This is a genomic window from Methylotuvimicrobium sp. KM1, assembly GCF_044788715.1.
In the GTDB taxonomy this organism is placed as follows: Bacteria; Pseudomonadota; Gammaproteobacteria; order Methylococcales; family Methylomonadaceae; genus Methylotuvimicrobium.
The window spans coordinates 2,726,190-2,747,391 of record NZ_CP173170.1 but is presented as its reverse complement, the minus strand read 5'-3'; the positions used below and the strand labels follow the sequence as shown (position 1 = coordinate 2,747,391).

General features: G+C 49.4%; 20 protein-coding genes. 16 read left to right on the top strand and 4 right to left on the bottom strand.

The genetic code is table 11. From position 1 onward, the window contains the following. Window positions 1-95: 95 nt before the first annotated feature. The 3 genes from ACINK7_RS11760 to ACINK7_RS11750 form a co-directional block, all read right to left on the bottom strand. The gene (locus ACINK7_RS11760) at window positions 96-401 is read right to left on the bottom strand and encodes an RHS repeat domain-containing protein (RefSeq protein WP_404355342.1); all 306 of its coding nucleotides are present in this window, start codon (window positions 399-401) and stop codon (window positions 96-98) included. Between the two features lie 271 nt (window positions 402-672). Further along, window positions 673-1,410: an ISAs1 family transposase gene (locus ACINK7_RS11755; RefSeq protein WP_404355340.1), complete on the bottom strand. Its 738-nt coding sequence runs from the start codon at window positions 1,408-1,410 to the stop codon at window positions 673-675. Next, a complete protein-coding gene (locus ACINK7_RS11750; protein ID WP_404361443.1) occupies window positions 1,388-1,816 on the bottom strand; it encodes a transposase family protein in 429 nt (142 codons plus the stop codon). Before ACINK7_RS11750 ends, ACINK7_RS11755 begins: the two co-directional genes overlap by 23 nt. Window positions 1,817-2,032: 216 nt before the next feature. Here ACINK7_RS11750 and ACINK7_RS11745 point away from each other — a divergent pair, with 216 nt between their 5' ends. Further along, window positions 2,033-3,202 carry an MFS transporter gene (locus tag ACINK7_RS11745; RefSeq protein WP_404355339.1) on the top strand — a complete coding sequence of 390 codons (1,170 nt, stop codon included), beginning with the start codon at window positions 2,033-2,035 and terminating at the stop codon, window positions 3,200-3,202. Between the two features lie 9 nt (window positions 3,203-3,211). Here the strand turns inward: ACINK7_RS11745 and ACINK7_RS11740 are convergent, their stop codons facing one another. Continuing rightward, the gene (locus tag ACINK7_RS11740; RefSeq protein WP_404355337.1) at window positions 3,212-4,093 is read right to left on the bottom strand and encodes an HDOD domain-containing protein; all 882 of its coding nucleotides are present in this window, start codon (window positions 4,091-4,093) and stop codon (window positions 3,212-3,214) included. Between the two features lie 77 nt (window positions 4,094-4,170). On the opposite strand from ACINK7_RS11740, the gene prmB reads away from it, so the two are divergent. From prmB to tsaE, 15 genes are all read left to right on the top strand, one after another. Further along, complete coding sequence (gene prmB, locus ACINK7_RS11735; protein WP_404355335.1) at window positions 4,171-5,103, top strand: 50S ribosomal protein L3 N(5)-glutamine methyltransferase; 933 nt, start codon at window positions 4,171-4,173, stop codon at window positions 5,101-5,103. 1 nt (window position 5,104) lies between these two features. Then, window positions 5,105-6,193, top strand: a complete 1,089-nt coding sequence (gene aroC, locus ACINK7_RS11730; RefSeq protein WP_404355333.1) for a chorismate synthase — start codon at window positions 5,105-5,107, stop codon at window positions 6,191-6,193. A gap of 8 nt (window positions 6,194-6,201) precedes the next feature. Continuing rightward, window positions 6,202-7,362 (top strand): MFS transporter, encoded by a 1,161-nt coding sequence (locus ACINK7_RS11725; RefSeq protein WP_404355331.1) that lies wholly within the window; start codon window positions 6,202-6,204, stop codon window positions 7,360-7,362. A 386-nt stretch (window positions 7,363-7,748) separates the two neighbouring features. Continuing rightward, window positions 7,749-8,363: a MotA/TolQ/ExbB proton channel family protein gene (locus tag ACINK7_RS11720; protein ID WP_125219345.1), complete on the top strand. Its 615-nt coding sequence runs from the start codon at window positions 7,749-7,751 to the stop codon at window positions 8,361-8,363. Then, complete coding sequence (locus tag ACINK7_RS11715; protein ID WP_125219346.1) at window positions 8,363-8,797, top strand: biopolymer transporter ExbD; 435 nt, start codon at window positions 8,363-8,365, stop codon at window positions 8,795-8,797. The genes ACINK7_RS11720 and ACINK7_RS11715 overlap by 1 nt, the downstream gene beginning before the upstream one ends. Beyond that, window positions 8,798-9,793: a tetraacyldisaccharide 4'-kinase gene (gene lpxK / locus ACINK7_RS11710; protein WP_404355328.1), complete on the top strand. Its 996-nt coding sequence runs from the start codon at window positions 8,798-8,800 to the stop codon at window positions 9,791-9,793. Then, the gene (locus ACINK7_RS11705; protein ID WP_125220805.1) at window positions 9,774-9,965 is read left to right on the top strand and encodes a Trm112 family protein; all 192 of its coding nucleotides are present in this window, start codon (window positions 9,774-9,776) and stop codon (window positions 9,963-9,965) included. Before lpxK ends, ACINK7_RS11705 begins: the two co-directional genes overlap by 20 nt. Then, window positions 9,962-10,747, top strand: coding sequence for a 3-deoxy-manno-octulosonate cytidylyltransferase (kdsB, locus tag ACINK7_RS11700; RefSeq protein WP_404355326.1), 786 nt, complete (start codon window positions 9,962-9,964; stop codon window positions 10,745-10,747). The genes ACINK7_RS11705 and kdsB overlap by 4 nt, the downstream gene beginning before the upstream one ends. Before the next feature lie 445 nt (window positions 10,748-11,192). Beyond that, window positions 11,193-12,377, top strand: coding sequence for an alanine transaminase (gene alaC, locus ACINK7_RS11695; protein ID WP_404355324.1), 1,185 nt, complete (start codon window positions 11,193-11,195; stop codon window positions 12,375-12,377). Between the two features lie 43 nt (window positions 12,378-12,420). Next, complete coding sequence (locus tag ACINK7_RS11690; protein WP_404355322.1) at window positions 12,421-13,731, top strand: homoserine dehydrogenase; 1,311 nt, start codon at window positions 12,421-12,423, stop codon at window positions 13,729-13,731. 6 nt (window positions 13,732-13,737) lie between these two features. Continuing rightward, entirely contained in the window at window positions 13,738-14,832 is a 1,095-nt protein-coding gene (gene thrC / locus ACINK7_RS11685) for a threonine synthase (RefSeq protein ID WP_404355320.1), read from the top strand. Window positions 14,833-15,512: 680 nt separating this feature from the next. Beyond that, complete coding sequence (gene recJ, locus ACINK7_RS11680) at window positions 15,513-17,258, top strand: single-stranded-DNA-specific exonuclease RecJ (RefSeq protein ID WP_404355319.1); 1,746 nt, start codon at window positions 15,513-15,515, stop codon at window positions 17,256-17,258. Between the two features lie 797 nt (window positions 17,259-18,055). Then, on the top strand, window positions 18,056-19,216 hold the full coding sequence (locus ACINK7_RS11675) for an HD-GYP domain-containing protein (RefSeq protein ID WP_404355317.1): 1,161 nt from the start codon (window positions 18,056-18,058) through the stop codon (window positions 19,214-19,216). A gap of 34 nt (window positions 19,217-19,250) precedes the next feature. After that, window positions 19,251-20,720, top strand: a complete 1,470-nt coding sequence (locus ACINK7_RS11670; protein WP_404355315.1) for an NAD(P)H-hydrate dehydratase — start codon at window positions 19,251-19,253, stop codon at window positions 20,718-20,720. Continuing rightward, window positions 20,720-21,193 (top strand): tRNA (adenosine(37)-N6)-threonylcarbamoyltransferase complex ATPase subunit type 1 TsaE, encoded by a 474-nt coding sequence (gene tsaE / locus ACINK7_RS11665; RefSeq protein WP_404355313.1) that lies wholly within the window; start codon window positions 20,720-20,722, stop codon window positions 21,191-21,193. The genes ACINK7_RS11670 and tsaE overlap by 1 nt, the downstream gene beginning before the upstream one ends. The last annotated feature ends 9 nt before the right edge of the window (window positions 21,194-21,202 follow it).

Here is a 21,202-nt window from a genome sequence, read left to right as displayed (position 1 = left end):
GGCCCAGGCCGGCAGCGGTAATCACCATGCCGGCACGAACGGGACTTGATGGGCGGTCTGTTGATCCGATCCGTTGGCTTGTAAAGGATTCGTCTCTAATTGTTATTCCAGAAGATGGGTAAACCGTCGCCGTCGATATCGGGATCGGCAAAATCGGCGATGCCGTCACCATCCGTGTCAGGGCTTCCGCTCACGGTCTGCGTGAGGATGTTGCCGGCGGCATCGTAGCCATAGGCAACTACCGGCCCATCCCCGCGCTCGACCCGCTCGAGACGGTTCAAGTCGTCATACTGATAAACGATTTCAACAGGCTGCGCTGAAACGGCAGCGTTGTGAATAAGTAGGCCGCTTAGCAACGCCCTACCTAAGCGGCTTATGATAGCCTTGCAATCAATTTTCATGTTCTTTCATCTCGTGACTTTACTTTTCGCTTGTTTATTGATTCGTTGTTTCGATCGCCCGGCAGACACACAATACGGTCCTTATTATTTATCCTCCAGCCGGTACTGACGAAAAAAGGCGGTCGCCAATCAAGGGGCTTCGTTTTGCCTCGCGGTCTTTATCGACACGGCGAACAAATGTAGTCAACCGATCAGCATACTGTTGGCAACAGTATCATACTTTTTTTGACAATTGCAAGATGGAATGTGTTAAGTGCACGGCGAAACCGTTCTAAACTTCTTGACTTTGGTGTTGCAATATAACCTTTCTCGAATTCTCTGTCATGCGCAGGTAATCGAATACCCGTCGTACATTACGCGCCAGCTTTTCGATAGTGGCTGCCACACTGTCTTTACTCATGGACTTAATCAACCCTGCGGCAAATCTGCGCAGACAGGTTATGTTTTCAGGTCCATGGCCTTTGCTTATCCTGCAACGATCTTCATTCCAATTCCAATCCAGTAGGTAATGATGACTCTCAACGCCCCAATGATCTCTATTGAACTTGAGCACTTGTTCGGCGTTAGCGCTCATCGGCGAATGACTGGTCAGGCCGTAAGCCATCTCAAAGGTTTCTTGGCCGCTTTTTTTGTCGATGGTGTGGCGTTGTATGGCAAATATTTGCCCGACGAAAGGGAAATCAAGGTAGTTGTTCAGGAACGTAGACGTCCAAATAGAGCGTGACTCAATACGACCATGCGTTAAGGTGTAGGGCTCGCTATAGTCAGGTGCTTGGCGATTTTCAAAGGCCAGGCGAATATCCTGGGCGACTGTGGGTTGGTTGTCTTTGGCGGTAAATACATAATGGGCCTGCCGGTCTTCGACCAGATAGTGCGCCAGTTTACGCTGTGTTAAAAGGGCGTCGCCAGTGATCGTTTTATCGGCAATATCCGCCAAGGTATCAATAACAGGGATGAACATCCCAATTTCGTGGGTCTGTTTGAGTTCATCGCTCCCCTCTACGGGCAAAGCACCGACTTTTTTTGAGTGTGGCAGCGTCCAGTCTGATGCCCGACGACGCCCAGGATATGCGTTTGACGACAACCGCCAGGGATGGTGGGAATGCGGATTTTGCCGGGAGCAAAAATCCGCCTTCTTCATCGATCGCGTTACGCAGAGTTTTACCGTCGACGGCCATGCCTTCGTCTGCTTCGGCGAATTGTTCGTTCCAGCCTTGCAGTGCAAGATCGAGTTGTGCGGGATCGACGCTAATTAAGGTTTCTCTGAAGGTGGTGCGACTGGGTACCTGATAACGCCCATTGCGTTTGCGACAGCCAAAACGGGCTCGTGCTTTTTGGCCTAAGTCATCCGCCCAGCTGCCAATCGCTTTATAGCCTTCCATTCCACAGAGCACGGCAGCGGTGGCAAGAGCCAGAATACACGGCAGAGAATGACGCTGCCCCTGCTTACGCCGCGGGTCAGGAATATCAAGATAGAATGTCAGGATGATTTATATCGGAAAAATGAAAGTTTGTTCAGGATTAGTTATATTTCATTGATTCGTAATGTAAAATTATAGAGAACTGTTCCTCCGTGTTGTTAAGTGAGTGAGATTGTGCCTACAATCCGGAAAACGAGAGGGAGGGACGTAATGAAGACCGCTAAAATACCCATACCCAAAACAATCTGGACGCTCGGGTTCGTTAGTTTATTCATGGATTTGTCGTCGGAATTAATACACAGCTTGTTGCCGGTTTTCTTAGTGACGACGCTCGGCGCCTCGGCATTGACGGTCGGTTTGATCGAAGGCGTGGCTGAGGCGGCGGCCTTGATGGTCAGAGTCTTTTCCGGAACGATCAGCGACTTTTTCGGCAAGCGCAAATTCCTCATTTTTATCGGCTATGGCATGGCGGCATTGTCGAAACCCTTGTTTCCGATGGCCGGTAACGTCGAAACGGTGTTTACCGCGCGTTTTCTCGATCGGATAGGCAAGGGCATTCGCGGCGCGCCGCGTGATGCCTTGATCGCCGATGTGTCGCCGCCGGAAATTCGCGGCGCGTGTTTCGGCTTGAGACAGTCGATGGATACGGTCGGCGCATTTTTGGGGCCTTTTCTGGCGGTGTTGTTATTGTTTCTTTATCAGGGCGATATCGAGTTGGTGTTGTGGGTTGCGGTCGTTCCGGCTTTGCTCGCCGTGTTGTTGATCGTCATCGGCATCGAAGAACCGATGGCACTGCCAAAGCGTAACCCAATACGTTCGCCGTTAAACTTCAAGATACTGAATGAGTTTTCCGGGCGCTATCGCTGGGTTGTCGCGTTGGGTGCCTTGTTTACGATGGCTCGCTTCAGCGAGGCTTTTTTGGTGTTGCGCGCCGCGCAAATCGGCTTGGCGGTGACCTGGATACCGTTGGCTATGGTGTTGATGAGTATGGCTTATGCGGTGTCGGCTTATCCTGCGGGGCTTTGGTCCGACCGGGTCGAGAAAAGAGGCTTGCTGGCCTTGGCTATGGCGTTTCTGCTTCTGGCCGATTTGATTTTGGCAACAGCCGAGACCTTGCCGATGTTGTTTGTGGGTTTGGTGTTGTGGGGTTTGCACATGGGTTTCAGTCAAGGCATTTTGGCGGCGATGGTCGCGGACACCACACCGGCTCATTGGAAAGGCACGGCCTACGGTTTTTTTAATTTTGTGAGTGGTGTCTTCATGCTGTTGGCCAGCGTGTTGGCCGGTTGGCTGTGGGACCGTTACGGCGCCGAATTTACCTTCTATTGCGGAGCGCTGTTTGCTTCGTTAACCTTGCTGATGTTAATGAAGCGCTATTGATTTGGAGCATCAATGCAGCATCAGCCGGATTTGTTCGATTTCTTCCTTGGCCATGTCCAAGATTCCGATGCTGGCATCGATCGTTAGCCCTCCCGAAGCCAGTTTTCTAAAAGCGGGGAGTTGATCTATTTTGGGCATTTTTTTGATGTCGATCTTGCCGATGAAACTATGAAGTTGCGAAATCATAACGATGTCGGCGTAATCCGGTGGGCCGTCGTTGTCGCGATACCAGTTCTCGGCGTTGATAATGACGTCCTCGAAGTCTTGCGGAAAATCCCATTTACGCAGAATTTGCAGGCCGATATCGATACGCAGTTTTCGTACTGTTTCGACCAGGTCTTTAGGATTGTCGATAATTTCCGGGCGTTTGTCGGCATGCGTCAATATCGGGACGACGCCGATGTCGTGGATGAGGCCGGCCAGCATCGCCTTGTCCGGGTCGAACCCCGGGGTTTTGTGAGCCAATACCGCGCTGATAGCGGCAACATAGCTGCTGTGCGCCCAGAGATCGGTCATTTTTTTGCGAATCACCGGCGTTTTGGCTTGAAAAACCGCTTTCATCGCGAATGATGTGATGATGTCCTGAGCCGCTTTTAAACCGACGCGGGTTAAGGCTTCCGGACAGCTTTCAATTTTTCTTCGGCCCCGGTAAAGCGGGCTGTTCGCAATTCTGATCAAACGGGCGGTAATGGCTGGGTCGATCTGAACGACTCTGGCGATTTTGGCATTGTTGGCCGTCTGGTCGTTGATCGCGCGTCGAATTTTGAAGGCGACATCGGGTATCGTCGGTAGTTGCAGTTTATCCTTCTGCATCGACTTATAACAATCGAGGTACAGTTGATTTTTGGCAAGGCTCGAAGCAATAGCGGTAGTATCCGGTGATGTGCTCATGTTCTGTTTAATATTCGGGCAAGCAAAAAGAGTTTAGTTTAAAATTGCCCGTTGAGTCGAGATTTCCGTTATTAACCATGTCAGACAATTTTTCCGATATATCCGCCACATTAACGACCATTCGCGATTATATTCGCTACGGCGCCAGTCGGTTTCGTGATGCCGGCGTGTTTTTCGGGCACGGCACCGTGTCGGCGATCGATGAAGCCGCGGCTATCGTTTTGCATACCTTGCATCAGCCCTACGATCTATCGCCTGTTTATTTAGACAGTACTTTGACGATGCCGGAGCGCGAGTCGATTCTTGCGATGTTCGAGAGGCGGATCAATGAACGTAAGCCATCGGCCTATTTGACCCATGAAGCGATTTTTGCCGGTTTATCGTTTTTTGTCGATGAACGCGTATTGATACCGCGCTCGCCGATCGCCGAACTGATCGAGGATCAATTCAACCCTTGGGTCGATCCCGATTCGGTCAACCGAATTCTGGATTTGTGTACCGGCAGCGGCTGCATCGCGATCGCCTGCGCCTATGCTTTTCCGGACGTTCCGGTCGACGCGGTCGACTTATCCGAAGATGCGCTGGCCGTGGCCGCGATCAATGTCGAAAAACATGACAGAGTTGAACAAATCACGCTTTTTCAATCCGATTTGTTTTCGCAATTACCGCACGAACGTTACGACATCATTGTCAGTAACCCTCCCTACGTCGCCGTCGAAGAATGGCTAAATCTGCCTCCCGAATATCATGCCGAACCGGCGATAGGCTTTAAGGGCGGCGAGTCGGGCCTCGACATCGTGCTGCAAATTTTGGCGAGCGCCAAGCATTATTTGTCGAAACACGGCGTTTTGATCGTCGAAGTCGGCAGCAGCGCCGAAACGCTGCAAAACCGGTTTCCCGAAATCCCTTTTTATTGGTTGGACTTTCAGCGAGGAGGCGACGGCGTGTTTTTGTTGACCGCCGAACAAGTCGATCAATTTCATTCTTTATTCATCGAAGCATTAAATTAATATGTCCGGAAATACGATAGGTAAGTTGTTCACCGTGACTTCGTTCGGCGAAAGTCACGGACCCGCATTAGGTTGTATCGTCGATGGTTGCCCTCCCGGCATGGCGTTGTCGGAAGACGATATTCAAATCGATCTCGACCGTCGCAAGCCGGGTACCTCGAGACACACCACGCAGCGCCGCGAAGCCGATCAGGTCAGGATTCTATCCGGGGTTTTCGAAGGCAAGACCACCGGAACGCCGATCGGTTTGTTGATCGAAAATACCGATCAGCGCTCGAAAGATTATTCGAAAATCGCTGAAAGTTTCAGGCCCGGCCATGCCGATTACAGCTATCAGCATAAATACGGTTTTCGCGATTACCGCGGGGGCGGGCGTTCATCGGCGCGCGAGACCGCGATGCGCGTGGCGGCCGGGGCAATCGCGAAAAAGTATTTAAAGGAATCGGTCGGCATTGAAATTCGCGGGTTTCTGTCGCAATTAGGCCCGATCAAGATCGAAAAATTCGATTGGTCCGTGGTCGAAACGAATCCTTTTTTCTGTCCCGATGTCGATAAAGTCGCGGAGATGGAGCAATACATGGATGCTTTGCGCAAAGAAGGCGAATCGATCGGCGCCAGAATCGAAGTCATCGCGTCGAATGTACTGCCCGGTTTAGGCGAGCCGATTTTCGACCGGCTCGATGCCGAACTGGCCTATGCCCTAATGAGCATCAATGCGGTGAAGGGTGTCGAAATCGGCGACGGTTTTGCCTGTATCGATACCAAGGGCACCGCATTTCGCGATGAAATCACGCCGGAAGGTTTCTTGAGCAATCATGCCGGCGGTATTTTAGGCGGCATCAGTACCGGGCAAAATATTCGGGCCAGCATCGCGCTGAAGCCGACTTCGAGCCTGAGATTGCCCGGCAGAAGCATCGATGTCATGGGCGAACCGATTGAAGTGGTCACCCTGGGCCGTCACGACCCCTGCGTCGGCATCCGCGCGACGCCGATCGCCGAAGCGATGACCGCACTCGTGCTAATGGACCATCTCTTACGGCACCGCGCCCAAAATTTCGAGGTCGATTCCGGCTTGCCGATTCTTAGATAAGCCGCGGTATGTCCGTACCTTATTGGCGACTGTCGGGATTTTATTTTTGTTATTTTGCTACCCTAGGAGGTTTTTTACCCTACTGGAGCTTGTATCTGGAAAGCGTCGATTTCAATGCGATTGAAATCGGCGAGCTTTCGGCATTGTTGGTCGGTACGAAAATCATAGCGCCGAATATTTGGGGCTGGATTGCCGATCGAAGCGGGCGAAGTTTAAGGATTATCCGCATTGCGTGTTTTTTTGCGGCTATTTTATTCAGCGGTTTTTTGTTCGTTGAAGGTTATCTAGCATTTGCCTTATTGACGGTGGCGTTTAGTTTTTTCTGGAATGCCGCGCTGCCGCAATTCGAGGCGGCAACTTTGTTTCATTTAAAGCAAGAACCGCAGCGCTATAGCCAAATTCGGCTATGGGGGTCGATAGGTTTTATTGTTACCGTTACCGGTATCGGCCGCTTGCTCGATTGGCAAGGTTTGGCGTTCATGCCGGAAATTATTACCGGACTCTTAGGGTCGATTTGGCTTATGGCGTTATTGACGCCCGAAGCTTATGCATCCCAGCAAGGTATTGACGGTATCGCCATCGGCCGAATTTTAAAGAAAGTCGAAGTCTGGGCGTTTTTTTTCGTCTATATGCTTTTGCAAGTCGCACACGGCCCCTATTATGTGTTTTATTCGATTTTTTTGAATCAACACGATTATTCGGGAGCGACGACAGGGATTTTGTGGTCGTTGGGTGTTGTTGCCGAAATTGTGCTGTTTGTATTGATGCGGAGGGTATTGTTAAAGTACTCGTTAAGACATATTTTATTGGTCAGTATCTTATTGAGTATCGTTCGTTGGCTGTTGATTGGTTGGTATGCGGATAATCTTGCCTTGCTGGTTTTTGCTCAAGTGCTTCATGCCGCAACTTTCGGCGCCACGCATGTGACGGCGATTCATCTGGTCGATCATTATTTCGGCCACCGACACCAAGGCAAGGGGCAGGCGCTTTATAGCAGCGTCAGTTTCGGCCTAGGCGGAGTGCTAGGTAGTCTATACAGCGGTTATTTTTGGGATTCGCAAGGTGCCCCGTTCGTGTATAGCATTGCAGCGGTTTGTTGCTGCATGGCGTTATTGATTGCCTATGTTTGGGTGGGCCGTGATAATGCCAAGCAAGCGGGATTCGTTTAAATTGGCTACAAATCTCATTGTTCTATTCCCTTTATACTCAAAAATTAGTTATCTTTGTGAAGGTATGGGGTGTGGCTAGCGAGGATGTCAGCAGCAGGGATTGCTGCCGTCAAGCCCCCATGGATGGGTTTACCCAGCACCTAAATTCCATAGTTCATTGGCTATGATTAGCTATCTAGGATAATTTAGGTGCTGGGTGAACGGCGGTCCTCGATAGACACATCCCATACCTTTTATTCTTAGACGGTTTTTCAATCAAAAGGGAGTAGGAAGATATTTGTCACGAAATCCTTGGCCAATCTCATGGGTTATCGAAAACGTCATTCCCGCTGAATTGGCTGAAGCGGTATATTTTGTCTTAAGTTTTATAAACATAGGTAAAAATAGTGTTCGATTTGATTAAAAGCGGCGGCTGGTTAATGTTGCCGATTATTTTATGCTCCATCGGTGCGATGGCGATCATTGGCGAGCGTTTTTGGACGCTACGCAAAAATAAAATTTTGCCGCCTGATCTCGTCCCTCAGATTTGGAAATTATCCCGCGAGGGTAAACTTGATGCTTCAGCGTTGCGCAGCCTTAAAATGAGTTCGCCGTTGGGCGCGGTTTTGGCGGCAGGGCTTGCCAATAGTCGTCACGGCCGGGATATCATGCGCACCAGCATCGAAGAGGTGGGACGGCAAATCGTTCATGAGTTGGAAAAATTTCTGAATACTTTGGGTACGATTGCCTCGATCACGCCGTTGTTGGGTCTTTTAGGAACCGTGGTTGGCATGATCAAAGTATTCACGGCTATCATGATGCATGGCGTCGGCGATCCCACGATATTGGCCGGGGGCATTTCCGAGGCATTGATTACGACCGCGGCCGGCTTGAGCGTTGCAATTCCAAGCTTGATTTTTCATCGTTATTTCGAGCGCTTGATCGATGAATATGTTTTGAATATGGAAGAGGAAGCGCTACGCTTGATCGATGTGTTGCATGGAGAACGTGAGGAAGCCTGATGGATTTTCATCGTAAAAAACGAGAAAAGCTCGAAATCAGCATTACGCCGATGATCGATGTGGTCTTTTTATTGTTGATTTTCTTCATGGTGACGACGACCTTTAATCGGGAAACCGTATTGAACATCGATTTGCCCGAAGCCGAAGGCAGCGAGCCTGAAAGAAAACTGAGACAGATCGAGTTGAGTATCGATTCGGACGGCGTCTATTATTTGACTGGAGAAGACGGTTTGCCTCGTCAATTGGTTAATCAAGAAAAAGAAACGCTCAAACAAGAGCTACTCAAATTGGCAGGTTCGTCGCGATCTATCCCTTTCGTCATCAATGCGGACGGGGAAACACCGCATAAATCGGTCGTAATGGCTTTGGATATTGCCGGGCAAATCGGTTTTAAACATATTACCTTTGCAGCAATAAAGCCCAATGGCGGATAAATGAACGTATACTTCGAGGCCGTTTGGTATCAAGGCCGATTTGCCGCTAAGTTTTTATTACCGCTTAGTTGGGTTTTCCGAGGAGTCGTCGAGCTCAGGCGGTTTTTTTATCGTGCAGGATGGATCAAAATCAGGCGTCTGCCGGTTCCGGTCATCATCGTCGGAAATATCAGCGTCGGTGGTACCGGGAAAACGCCGTTAATTATCGCGTTGACCAAGCTTTTGAAAGAGAAGGGTTATAAACCTGGCGTCATTAGCCGCGGTTACGGGGGTAAAGTCCGGGGCGCACCGGTCAAAGTCGATCCTTCCGGCAATGCCGCGATTGTTGGCGATGAGCCTTTGTTATTGTCCAAGCACTCCGATTGCCCTGTCGCGGTCGGCGCCAATCGTTTTGAAGCAGGACGTTTATTGTGGGAGCAAGACGGCTGCGATGTCATTTTATCGGACGACGGTTTGCAGCATTACAAATTGGCCCGCGATATCGAAATTGCTGTCGTCGACAGCGAAAGACAGTTCGGTAATGGTTTTTGTCTGCCGGCCGGCCCGTTGAGAGAACCGGTCGAGCGCTTGTCAGAAGTCGACTTTATCATCGAGAATGGAACAAAAACCGAAGACGAACGTTTTTCGATGACACTTAACGGCGATATGGCTGTCAATCTTACGACCGGTTCTGCCAAGCCGTTGCAAGACTTTATCGGTTTGAGTTGTCATGCGCTGGCCGGAATCGGCAATCCCTACCGCTTTTTCAACAAGTTGAACGCCGCCGGCCTGCATTGCATCAATCATAAGTTCCCGGATCATTATTCGTATCGCGCCGACGATATTGAATTCGGAGAGTGTCCGGTATTGATGACCGAAAAAGACGCGGTCAAATGCTTCGATTTTGCTAACGATACGCATTGGTATGTGCCGGTGATGGCCCAACTGGAGCCGGCTTTTAAGAATCGATTTTTAACCTTATTGAGAGAAAAATATGATGGATACAAAATTACTTGAAATTCTGGTCAGTCCGGTCAGTAAAGGGCCATTGATTTACGACAAAGACAAACAGGAGTTGATTTCTATTGCCGATCGCTTGGCGTTCCCGATACGCGATGGCATACCGGTCATGCTCGAAGACGAAGCCCGCGAATTGAGTCAAGAAGAAGCCGAAGCCCTGCGCAAATGAGTATTCCGTTCAAAGTCGTGATTCCGGCCCGCTATGGATCGACTCGGCTGCCGGGTAAGCCGTTGCTGACCATCGCTGGAAAACCGATGATCGCGCATGTCTGCGAACGAGCAAGGGAAGCCGATGCCGAAGAAATCGTCGTGGCAACCGACGATGCGCGGATTTTGGATAAAGTGTTGGAGCTCGGTATTCAAGCCGTGATGACTCGCGACGATCATCAAAGCGGGACCGAGCGTATTGCGGAAGTTGCGGAGTTATGCGGATGGAGCGATGATACGATTATCGTCAATCTGCAAGGCGACGAACCGTTGATTCCGCCGGATTATATCCGGGATGCCGCGGAAGCATTAGCGGGTCAGCATCGTGCAGGTATCGCAACGCTGGCGGCACGCATTACCGATCCGGAAGAAGTCTTCAATCCTAACTCCGTCAAAACGGTGCTGAACAAAGACGGTTATGCGCTTTATTTCAGTCGTGCGCCGATTCCGTGGGACCGAGATCATTTCAGTCGGCAGGGCAGCAGGGGCTTTTCCGGAAAAATCGATTATTTGCGTCATATCGGCATGTATGCGTACCGCCTCGATTTCTTGCGGCGTTATTGCGGTTGGGAAGCTTCACCGCTTGAGGCGGTCGAGTCATTGGAGCAGCTTCGAATACTCTGGCACGGCGAGTCGATTCTCGTTAACACCGTCGCCAAAACTCCGGAAGCCGGTGTCGATACCGAGGACGATTTAAAACGCGTGGAAGGGGTTTTAGGGGGAAAGGTGAAAGAGGAAAGATGAAAGAGGAAAGAGGAAAGAGGAAAGAGGAAAGAGGATTGGGTACGCTGCGCGTACCTAACCCAGGTTAAATCCTAAGGGCTTTGGCTAAATATTGGCGGGTACGGCTTTGGTACGCGCAACATACCCTTCAGTTCCGGCGATAACCCGGTAAAAAAGTATTGATAAATTCTTTAATAAGTTCAATTTTCATTTTGATGCCTCCTGCTAAGTCGTTGATTTTTGGCTCTAGGAAGCAAATAAAAGTAGGTTGACTGTCTGTTTTTCACCTCAAAAAAATAATAAACAATTGAATTATAATGATTAATATTTTATTTCGACAGCCTACATCTTTCCTCTTTCTTCTTTCATCTTTCCTCTGATGTATAATTGACAGAGCCTTTGATTAACAGTAATTTAGACGGTTTTTTAAACTTACTGACTAATAAATCCTTCTTCAGAGCCGCAAATGGAACAATTTCATCGAATCAGTCGCTTACCTCCCTATGTTTTCAATATTGTCAACGAGCTAAAAGCGAAAGCCCGAGCGGCCGGGGAAGATATCATCGACTTCGGGATGGGTAATCCCGATCAGCCGACACCCGATCATATCGTCAAAAAGCTGGTCGAGGCAGCTCAGCGAGAGGACACTCACCGTTATTCCGTTTCCAAGGGTATCCCTCGTTTACGAAGAGCAATCTGCACTTGGTATAAAAATCGCTACGACGTAGATTTGGATCCGGATACTGAGGCGATCGTTACAATCGGCTCTAAGGAGGGGCTTGCGCATTTGGCTTTAGCTACGTTGGGGCCGGGCGATGTCGTGTTGGTTCCGAATCCGGCCTATCCTATCCATCCTTACGGTGTCGTGATCGCCGGTGCCGATATTCGTCATGTGGCAATGGTTGCCGGCGTGGATTTTTTCGAGGAACTGCATAAGGCCATTGTCGATTCATGGCCGAAGCCGAAAATGTTAATTCTCAATTTTCCGGGTAACCCGACCACCCAATGCGTCGATCTGGAATTTTTCGAAAAAATCGTCGAAATGGCCAAAGAGCATAATATTTGGGTTGTTCAGGATGTCGCTTACGCCGATATCGTGTTCGACGGTTACAAAGCACCGTCGATTCTTCAGGTCAAGGGTGCGACCGATATTGCGGTCGAATTTTTTTCGCTATCGAAAAGTTACAACATGCCCGGTTGGCGGGTCGGTTTCATGTGCGGCAATAAAGAACTTGTTGCGGCATTGGCGAGGATCAAATCTTATCTTGATTACGGTACGTTTACACCGATTCAGATTGCCGCGATTAGTGCTTTAGAAGGCCCTCAGGATTGTGTGGCCGAAATTGCCGAGATGTACCGGAAAAGACGCGACGTATTATGCGAAGGTTTGACGGCCGCCGGTTGGCCGGTGCCTAAGCCGAAAGCGACGATGTTCGTTTGGGCGCCGATTCCTGAACCTTATAAAGAAATGGGCTCGCTCGAGTTTTCGAAAAAATTGCTCGCCGATGCGAAAGTAGCCGTGTCGCCGGGTATCGGTTTCGGGCAATACGGAGACGATCACGTTCGATTCGGGTTGATCGAAAACGAACACAGAACCCGACAAGCGATTCGCGGCATTCGACATATGCTCAAGAAAGACAAAGTTGTATAATGTTCGATTTGTTCGGGTTATGGGAAATTAGCAGGAGTCGAATTTGAAGCCGGTCAAAGTAGGAGTCTTAGGGCTAGGTACCGTCGGCGGTGGCACCGTCAATGTCTTGAAACGCAACGCCGCCGAAATTGCGCGTCGGGCAGGGCGTGAAATTATCGTAACGCGCGCCAGTGCTCGCGATCTTGAGCGAAGCCGTATTTGCGATACGCAAGGCATCGCGTTGACGACTGATCCTTATGAGATCGTCAACGATCCCGAGATTGAAATCGTTGTGGAGTTGATCGGCGGTGAAACAATTGCGAAAGACTTAGTGCTTAAAGCGATTGAAAACGGTAAGCATGTTGTGACCGCGAATAAAGCCTTGATTGCGCTACATGGGAATGAAATTTTTGCGAAAGCCGGCGGCAAAGGTGTCATGGTTGCGTTCGAAGCCGCTGTTGCCGGCGGAATTCCTATTATCAAGGCGATTCGTGAAGGCTTGAGCGGCAATCAAATCGAGTGGGTGGCGGGAATTATCAATGGTACCGGCAATTTCATTTTGACAGAAATGCGTGACAAAGGCCGCGATTTCGCCGATGTCTTGGCCGAAGCTCAGGCTTTAGGTTATGCCGAGGCCGATCCGACTTTCGACGTTGAAGGGATCGATGCGGCACATAAATTAACGATTTTGGCTTCAATCGCATTCGGTATCCCCTTGCAATTCGATAAGGTCTATACCGAAGGCATTACGCAAATCACGCGCGACGATGTCGATTATGCCGATACCTTGGGTTATCGTATCAAGCATCTGGGAATCGCGCGAAAAACCTCCGAAGGCATCGAGCTGCGCGTGCATCCAACTTTGATTCCCTCCCGTCGATTGATCGCCAACGTCGATGGTGTGATGAATGCGGTATTGGTTAAAGGCGATGCGGTCGGGCCGACGCTATATTATGGCGCAGGTGCAGGCGCCGAGCCTACGGCTTCATCAGTCGTTGCCGATGTGATCGATGTCGTTCGCGCATTAACGAGCGACCCCGAAAACCGCGTGCCGCACTTGGCCTTTCAACCGAACGCGCTGGCCGATATTCCGATGCTTTCAGCCGAGCAAATTCATACGGCTTATTATTTACGGCTGAATGCCGAAGATAGGCCGGGTGTGTTGGCCGACATCACTCGCATCTTGGCTTTGCACGACATTAGTATCGAAGCGATTATTCAAAAAGAACCGCATGAAAACGAAAAATCGGTGCCGATTATCATGTTGACTCAAAATACATTGGAATCGGAAATGAATGCAGCGATTACCGTGATCGAACAATTGACGACCGTAACCGGCAAAGTGTGTCGCATTCGTCTGGAAACTCTGGGATAAAACATAATGACAATTCGTAAACGCTATACAGGTTTAATCGAAACTTATAGAGATCGCCTACCGGTCGCTGATGGCACTCGCTTGATCAGTTTGGGCGAAGGCAATACACCTTTGATACAGTTGCAAAATATTCCAAGATTGATCGGCAAGGACGTCGATATTTATGTTAAATTCGAGGGTTTGAATCCGACCGGCTCGTTTAAGGATCGCGGCATGACAATGGCTGTGACCAAAGCCGTCGATGAAGGTAGTCAAGCCATTATCTGTGCATCGACCGGCAATACTTCGGCTTCCGCAGCGGCCTATGCGGTACGCGCCGGCATCAAAGCCTTCGTGCTGATTCCGGAGGGCAAGATCGCGCTGGGTAAATTGGCGCAAACTTTGATGTATGGAGCCAAGATCATTCAAATCAACGGTAACTTCGATCAAGGCATGGCTTTGGTTAAGGAAATCGTCGATCATGCGCCGGTTTCGATCGTCAATTCGATCAATCCGTTCCGTCTCGAAGGACAGAAAACCGCTGCTTTCGAAATCATTGATGAACTAGGTACCGCGCCTGACTATCATTGTTTGCCGGTCGGTAATGCCGGTAATATTTCGGCCTATTGGAAAGGCTATAAGGAATATTCGACCGATATCGGCTCGCTGAAAGCCGTGACGAATAAGCGTCCCGTGATGTGCGGTTATCAAGCGGCCGGCGCCGCGCCTTTCATCGCCAGGGAAATGATCGATCATCCCGAAACGGTAGCAACCGCGATACGCATCGGACGCCCGCAATCCTGGGATTTGGCTTGGACCGCGCAGCGAGAATCGGAAGGTTGGTTTGCCGCGATGACCGACGAGCAAATTTTGGCCGCGCAAAAATTGTTGAGTTCGAACGAAGGTGTTTTTTGCGAGCCGGCTTCGGCAGCATCGCTGGCCGGCGCTTTGCATGACATCGAGTTGGGCAATATTCCCGAAGGCAGCACGATCGTTTGCACATTGACCGGCAACGGCATCAAGGATCCCGATATCGCGATCAAGCAATGCCAAGACGCGCATCCGGTTACGATTGAAGCCGATTTAGATGCAGTCAAGAAAGCGATACTCGATAGTCTATAAACGTAATTATTCAGATCCCCCTTATCGTTCCCACGCTCTAGCGCTCGCCGTTATACACAAGTATCGGTAAACTTGCTAAACAGAGGTTATCGTATACCTGGAACCGGTGCTGTTTGATAAATCTGCGGATATTGAACATCAGTGGCTTCGAAATCGCGACGAAGGCGTTGCTCCCACAAGGGGGGCGGATGCTCTGTGGGAGCGATCCCCAGATCGTCCCTCACCTAGCGCTAGGTGAGGGAAAGTCGGGAACGTTGGGCGACAAAAAATGGTATCGAAGCCTCATTAGCTAAGATTGCAAAACAGTAATTTTTGACTTTCTTATGACAGGGTACGCTGCGCGTACCAAAGCCGTGCCTTGGCGGTTCGGTTGGCACATGAACATCGCGGGGTTACCAGGGTACGCACAGCGTACCCTACGCAGATCACCTAGCGTTAGGTAATTCGCGAGTGTTATGTGACACAATAAATGGTGAGGATTTTATGATTCCCATTCTCCGCGATCGCCGTCATCCATAAGCACCAATAGACCGGTAGTGCGAAAAAACGAGAGTTTGAGGGCTATAATGTCGTGCTATCTGGTAAGACAGTCATGTAGCTGACGGTTCTATCAACGAAACTGGGTTGGGCAATTTCCACTCGACCCTTGTCCCTTGCCCCTTTCTCCTTGCACCTTACCCATGTATTCCCAAGGCGTTAAAAAAACAATTATTCCCCGTCCTCCGGGTAAGAAAAAACTGGATTTGGGTGATATGCATCCGGTTTTGCAGCGCATATTTCTAAGCCGAGGTATTAAATCCGCGGATGAATTAGACCGTTCGTTGGCCGGATTGCCTTCTCCGTGGCTGTTGTCAGGGATGAAGGGCATGATCGCTCATTTGATCGAAGCGCTAAGCAAGCAGCAGCGAATCACTATTGTGGCCGATTTCGATGCCGACGGGGCAACCAGTTGCGCTCTTGCTATCAGAGGCTTACGCATGTTCGGTGCAGTCAATGTCGACTTCATCGTGCCGAATCGTTTTGAATACGGATACGGGTTGACGCCGGAGATTGTCGAGTTGGTCAAACGTCAAAAGCCCGATTTAATTATCACCGTCGATAACGGCATATCGAGCATAGCCGGTGTTGACGCGGCTAAGGCGCTGGGTATTAAAGTTTTGGTTACCGATCACCATTTGCCCGGCGAGTCACTGCCTGAGGCCGATGCAATCGTCAATCCTAATTTACCGGACCAACCTTTTCCTAGCCGAGCATTGGCTGGTGTCGGTGTGATGTTTTATGTCCTGACTGCATTAAGAAGTCGTCTTCGGGAAATCGATTGGTTTCAACAACAAGCCATATCCGAACCGAATCTAGCGCAATTACTGGATTTGGTTGCCTTGGGCTCGGTCGCAGATGTCGTGCCGCTCGATCAGACCAATCGAATCTTGATCCATCAAGGCTTGCAGCGAATTCGTTCGGGTCGTTGTCATCCGGGAATATTGGCCTTGGTCGAAGTATCGGGGCGGAATCATCGGTATCTATCCTCATCCGACCTAGGCTTTGCGTTGGGACCAAGGCTCAACGCTGCCGGGCGCATGGACGATATGGCGCTGGGCATTCAATGCCTGCTAACCGATGATGTTTCTTTGGCCAAGGATATCGCACAGCAGCTTGATGAAATGAATAAGGACCGCCGGGACATCGAAGGCCAGATGAAGATCGAGGCGATGAGTCTATTGAACGAAATGAAAGCCCTAGATGAAAAACATCTGCCGGCCGGCGTTTGCCTGTTCGATGAAAATTGGCATCAAGGCGTGATCGGCATTTTGGCGTCAAGAATCAAGGATAGACTGCATCGCCCGGTCATAGCTTTTGCGCCGGCCGGTAACGGCGAAATCAAAGGCTCAGCGCGTTCGATTCCCGGTGTGCATATTCGCGACGTTCTGAGCGACATTGCCGCGGCTCATCCCAATATTCTCAACAAGTTCGGCGGTCATGCGATGGCTGCCGGAATGAGCATACAGATGCATGATTATCCGCCCTTTGCATTGGCCTTCGATGAGATGGTCGGTCGGCGTATAGCGAATATGGATCTGGAACAGAAGGTGTATTCCGACGGGGAATTGTCGGAAAACGAGTTGACATTGGAATTCGCCGAGTTGTTGCAACGTTCAGGCACTTGGGGACAGGAGTTTCCGGAGCCGGTTTTCGATGGTGTATTCGAAGTAATTCAGGCCCGTATCGTCGGGCAGCATCATTTAAAATTGGTGCTGCGTCAGGCAGAAAATAAACAGTTGATCGACGCGATTGCTTTCTTTATCGAAAAACCCGAACAATGGCTGGGAGTTCGAACGATCCATGCTGCTTACAAGTTGGATATCAACGAATACCGAGGCAATCGAACTCTACAATTTTTGATTCAGTATTTGGAAAAGCTGAATTAAAGGCTGAATACGAACGTGGCTGATTTTTCCGATCAGTGCTGATCCATCAGGAGCATTACTGTTCCCTTCATAATGGTAGCCATTTTTTGAATATACTCCCTTTTGATCGAAAAACCGTCGAAGAATAAAAGGTATGGGATGTGTCTATCGAGGACCGCCGTTCACCCAGCACCTAAATTCCATAATTCATTGTCTATGGTTAACTATCCTGGATAATTTAGGTGCTGGGTGAACCCATCCATGGGGGCTTGACGGCAGCAATCCCTGCTGCCGACATCCTCGCTAGCCACACCCCATACCTTCATAAAATTAGCCATTTTTTGAGTATAAAGGGAGTAACGTTCATGAAGGTCTAGCCATCGTCTCGGCAAATGAAAGTTCTCAGGTTGAGAGGGTGCGGTCACTCGCCCGACAGGACGCCGTGAATGCAGATTTTGCATTTACGCCATGGATGGCGTGTATTAGGGCACCAACAGTAGGCGCTTTAGGCGATGCAGGGCAGAAAAATGCTCCTGCATTTTCTGCATTCATTACATCCATGTAACTCAGCAATTGCCGACGACTGCAAGGATGCAGGAGGTAGAGCAACGCAGGAGCAGTTGCCGAGGAGCAAAAATCTGCCCTGCCGCCGACGCCTGTCAGTCGAGCAACCGCACCCGCTTCGGTTCGCATACTTTCACAGTAAAGGGAGTAAGCGTGAAAGATAGGCTGAAACGTTAAAGTTCAGCTTTTCGCAAAATTTGTAGTCTTCAAGCTATACTGAATGTTACGAAAAATTCCTAAGCTTTAGGTGTGTCATGGAAATAGAGTTAGTCAAAGTACAGCCAAGCGATATCGAATTAAATACGCCGCTGCCATTTTCCATTTTTACCTTTGAGCAATCGTTGTTATTGAAGAAAAATACGATTGTTACCACTGAAAAGCAACTTAACGTGTTGCTTGAAAAGGGTGTTTATAGGAATCTTACGGAACAAGAGATCGAGTTACGCGTGGCTTTAAAGCAAGAGTCGGATCAAAAAAAACTACAAACCAATCCATTTACCGCTATCGCTTATTGCAACCAAAAATTATTTCCATTGCTGCAAGATATAGCGGCTCATAAAGCCGAGGAAGCGCAACCGCGAATAGCGAAAATTGCCGAGCTTTTACGGATTATTACCGTATTCGATCCTAATGCCGCATTAGGCGCGATTCATTTACTAGGCTGCGCTAATAATTATGCCGTCATTCATTCGATATATACTGCTGTATTGTCCGGTTTGCTTGGCCGACGCAAGCAGTTGTCCGATGAGGATAACGAATTCATCGTTTGCGCGGCGCTGACGATGAATTTAGGCATGCTGAAATTACAAGATCGGCTTTATCAGCAAGAGTCCCCTCTGACGAGTGAGCAGCGCCAGCAAGTTATAGAACACCCTAAACACAGCGTTATGTTATTGAAAAAAGCCGGTATAGAATCTAGAGATTGGCTGGCAATGGTTTTGCATCATCATGAAAAATACGATGGTAGCGGTTACCCCAATAAGCTCAGTGGAGATGCTATCAGCGAAGGGGCTAAAGTCATCTCTCTGGCTGATATCTATACATCGTTGATCACCGGCCGCAAATATCGAGCTCCGGTTTTGGCGCATGATGCGATCAAATCGCTGTTTGCGAAACGCGGCAATGAAATCGATGAGCAATTGGCCAATCAATTCATCCGAGAAATCGGTATCTATCCCCCCGGTACATTCGTCGGTTTACAAAATGGCGAAATTGCTTTGATTACTAAGCGAGCTACAGTTAAAAATAGTAAAACATCGGGGCCTTACGCGCTCGCTCTAATAAGCCCGCGGGGTGCCTTTTATCGAGAGCCTCAAAAACGCGATTGCGGCATTGCGCTGTATAAAATTAGCAAGCCTTGTTCGGCGCCAAAGGGATTTAACGTTGATCAAGCCAATAAGTTTTGGGGCTATTAAACTGAAGTTAAAACCAATGATTTTCGATGAAGCAATGAGCAGGCAAGATCTTCCACTCGAACTATATTCCGCCGATCAAGTAAGAGAACTGGACCTAACGGCAATCGATGAATTTTGCATTCCAGGTTATGAATTAATGTGCAGGGCAGGTCAATCAGTCTTTGAGCGGGTCAAGGCGTTCTGTCCGGAGGCGACAAGTTGCGCGATTTTTTGTGGCGGCGGTAATAATGCCGGAGATGGCTATGTGATAGCGCGTTTAGCGATCGCTGCTGGAATGGAGGCAACGATTTATTCTGTTGTCGAAGTTTCTAGGCTTAAGGGCGATGCGCTCAAGGCATATCGAGATTGCATCGATAGCGGCTGTAAAGTTGCGGCCTATGATACGAAAGCTTTACTTGGCGAAGAAGTGATCATCGATGCACTGCTAGGTACCGGCTTGGATCGTGAAGTCGAAGGTTTATATGCCGATGCTATAGCGGCCATCAATGCCAGTCGGGCTTTCGTCATTGCGGTCGATATTCCAAGCGGATTGAATGCAGATACCGGAAAAATCATGGGCTGTGCGGTTAAAGCGGATTTGACCGTGTCTTTTATAGGGTTGAAAAAAGGCTTGTTTACCGGAGATGCGCCGGATTATTGCGGAAAAATTTATTATGCATCGCTCGATATTCCTAACGCGGTTTTTGACAAGGTCGATTGTGCAGCGCAACGCATTCGTTATTTGCAACTACCCCAAAGAAGTCGCTGTGCGCACAAAGGTCATAATGGACATGTCATAGTTATCGGCGGTGATCTCGGTTATTCGGGAGCGATTCGTATGGCAGGCGAAGCCGCGTTACGGGTTGGTGCAGGGCTCGTTACCGTGTTGACCCGTCCTGAGCATGCCATATTGATCAATAACTTGCGGCCGGAATTGATGTGTCGAGGTGACATCGAACCGGAGTGCATAGAGACGATCATTGATAGTGCAGATGTTCTTGTATTAGGACCCGGCTTGGGACGAAGCGATTGGTCGAAAGGTTTATTCGATGCCACGATCCGAGCTGCTAAGCCGATGGTGATCGATGCTGACGGCTTGAACTGGCTGGCGGATTCGGGCCAATACGGTGACAATTTCATATTGACGCCGCATCCGGGCGAGGCTTCGCGTTTGTTGAAATGCTCAGTATCCGAAGTCGAACATGATCGCTTCGCGGCAGTAAATTTGATCAGGCGGCAATATGGCGGTATTTGTGTACTGAAAGGGGCGGGTACATTGATTGCTAGTCACCATCATGTCGCAGTTGCCGATGTCGGTAATCCAGGCATGGCAACCGGAGGCATGGGGGATGTTCTGACTGGGGTGATTGCCGGGCTGTTGGCTCAGGGATTCGGTAATTGGGAAAGCGCCGAACAAGGTGTTTATATTCATGGTTTGGCTGCCGATGCGGCCGCTGCCGATGGCGGTGAGCGGGGACTTTTAGCGACCGATTTGATGCCCTATTTGAGGCGCTTGGTAAATTAATGCAAATAAAACTGAGAAATACCGAGGCTACCGAAGCCTTCGGTGCCGAGTTGTCGAGGCAGTTGCCACATAAATGCTTGATCTTTTTAAAAGGCCAATTAGGTGCCGGAAAAACTACACTGGTTCGGGGCTTGTTGAGAGCGTTGGGTCATCAGGGAGCGGTAAAAAGTCCGACTTATACACTCGTTGAGGAGTATATATCGAGTGGTCGAGCAGTTATTCATTTTGATTTGTATCGCCTCTCCGACCCGGAAGAATTGGAGTGGATCGGGATTAATGATTATTTGGATCAAGATGCGGTTTGTTTAATCGAGTGGCCGGAAATGGGCGAAGGGTTTCTGCCGGAGCCTGATTTAGTCTTGACCTTAAGCGTTGTCGGGCAAGAGCGAAACCTAAAAGTGGAGACCAGCAATTTAAGCGTAAAAAATTTTTTATCTAGCGTGATAAAACAAAGACATACTGCTATACTTTAAACAAATTTA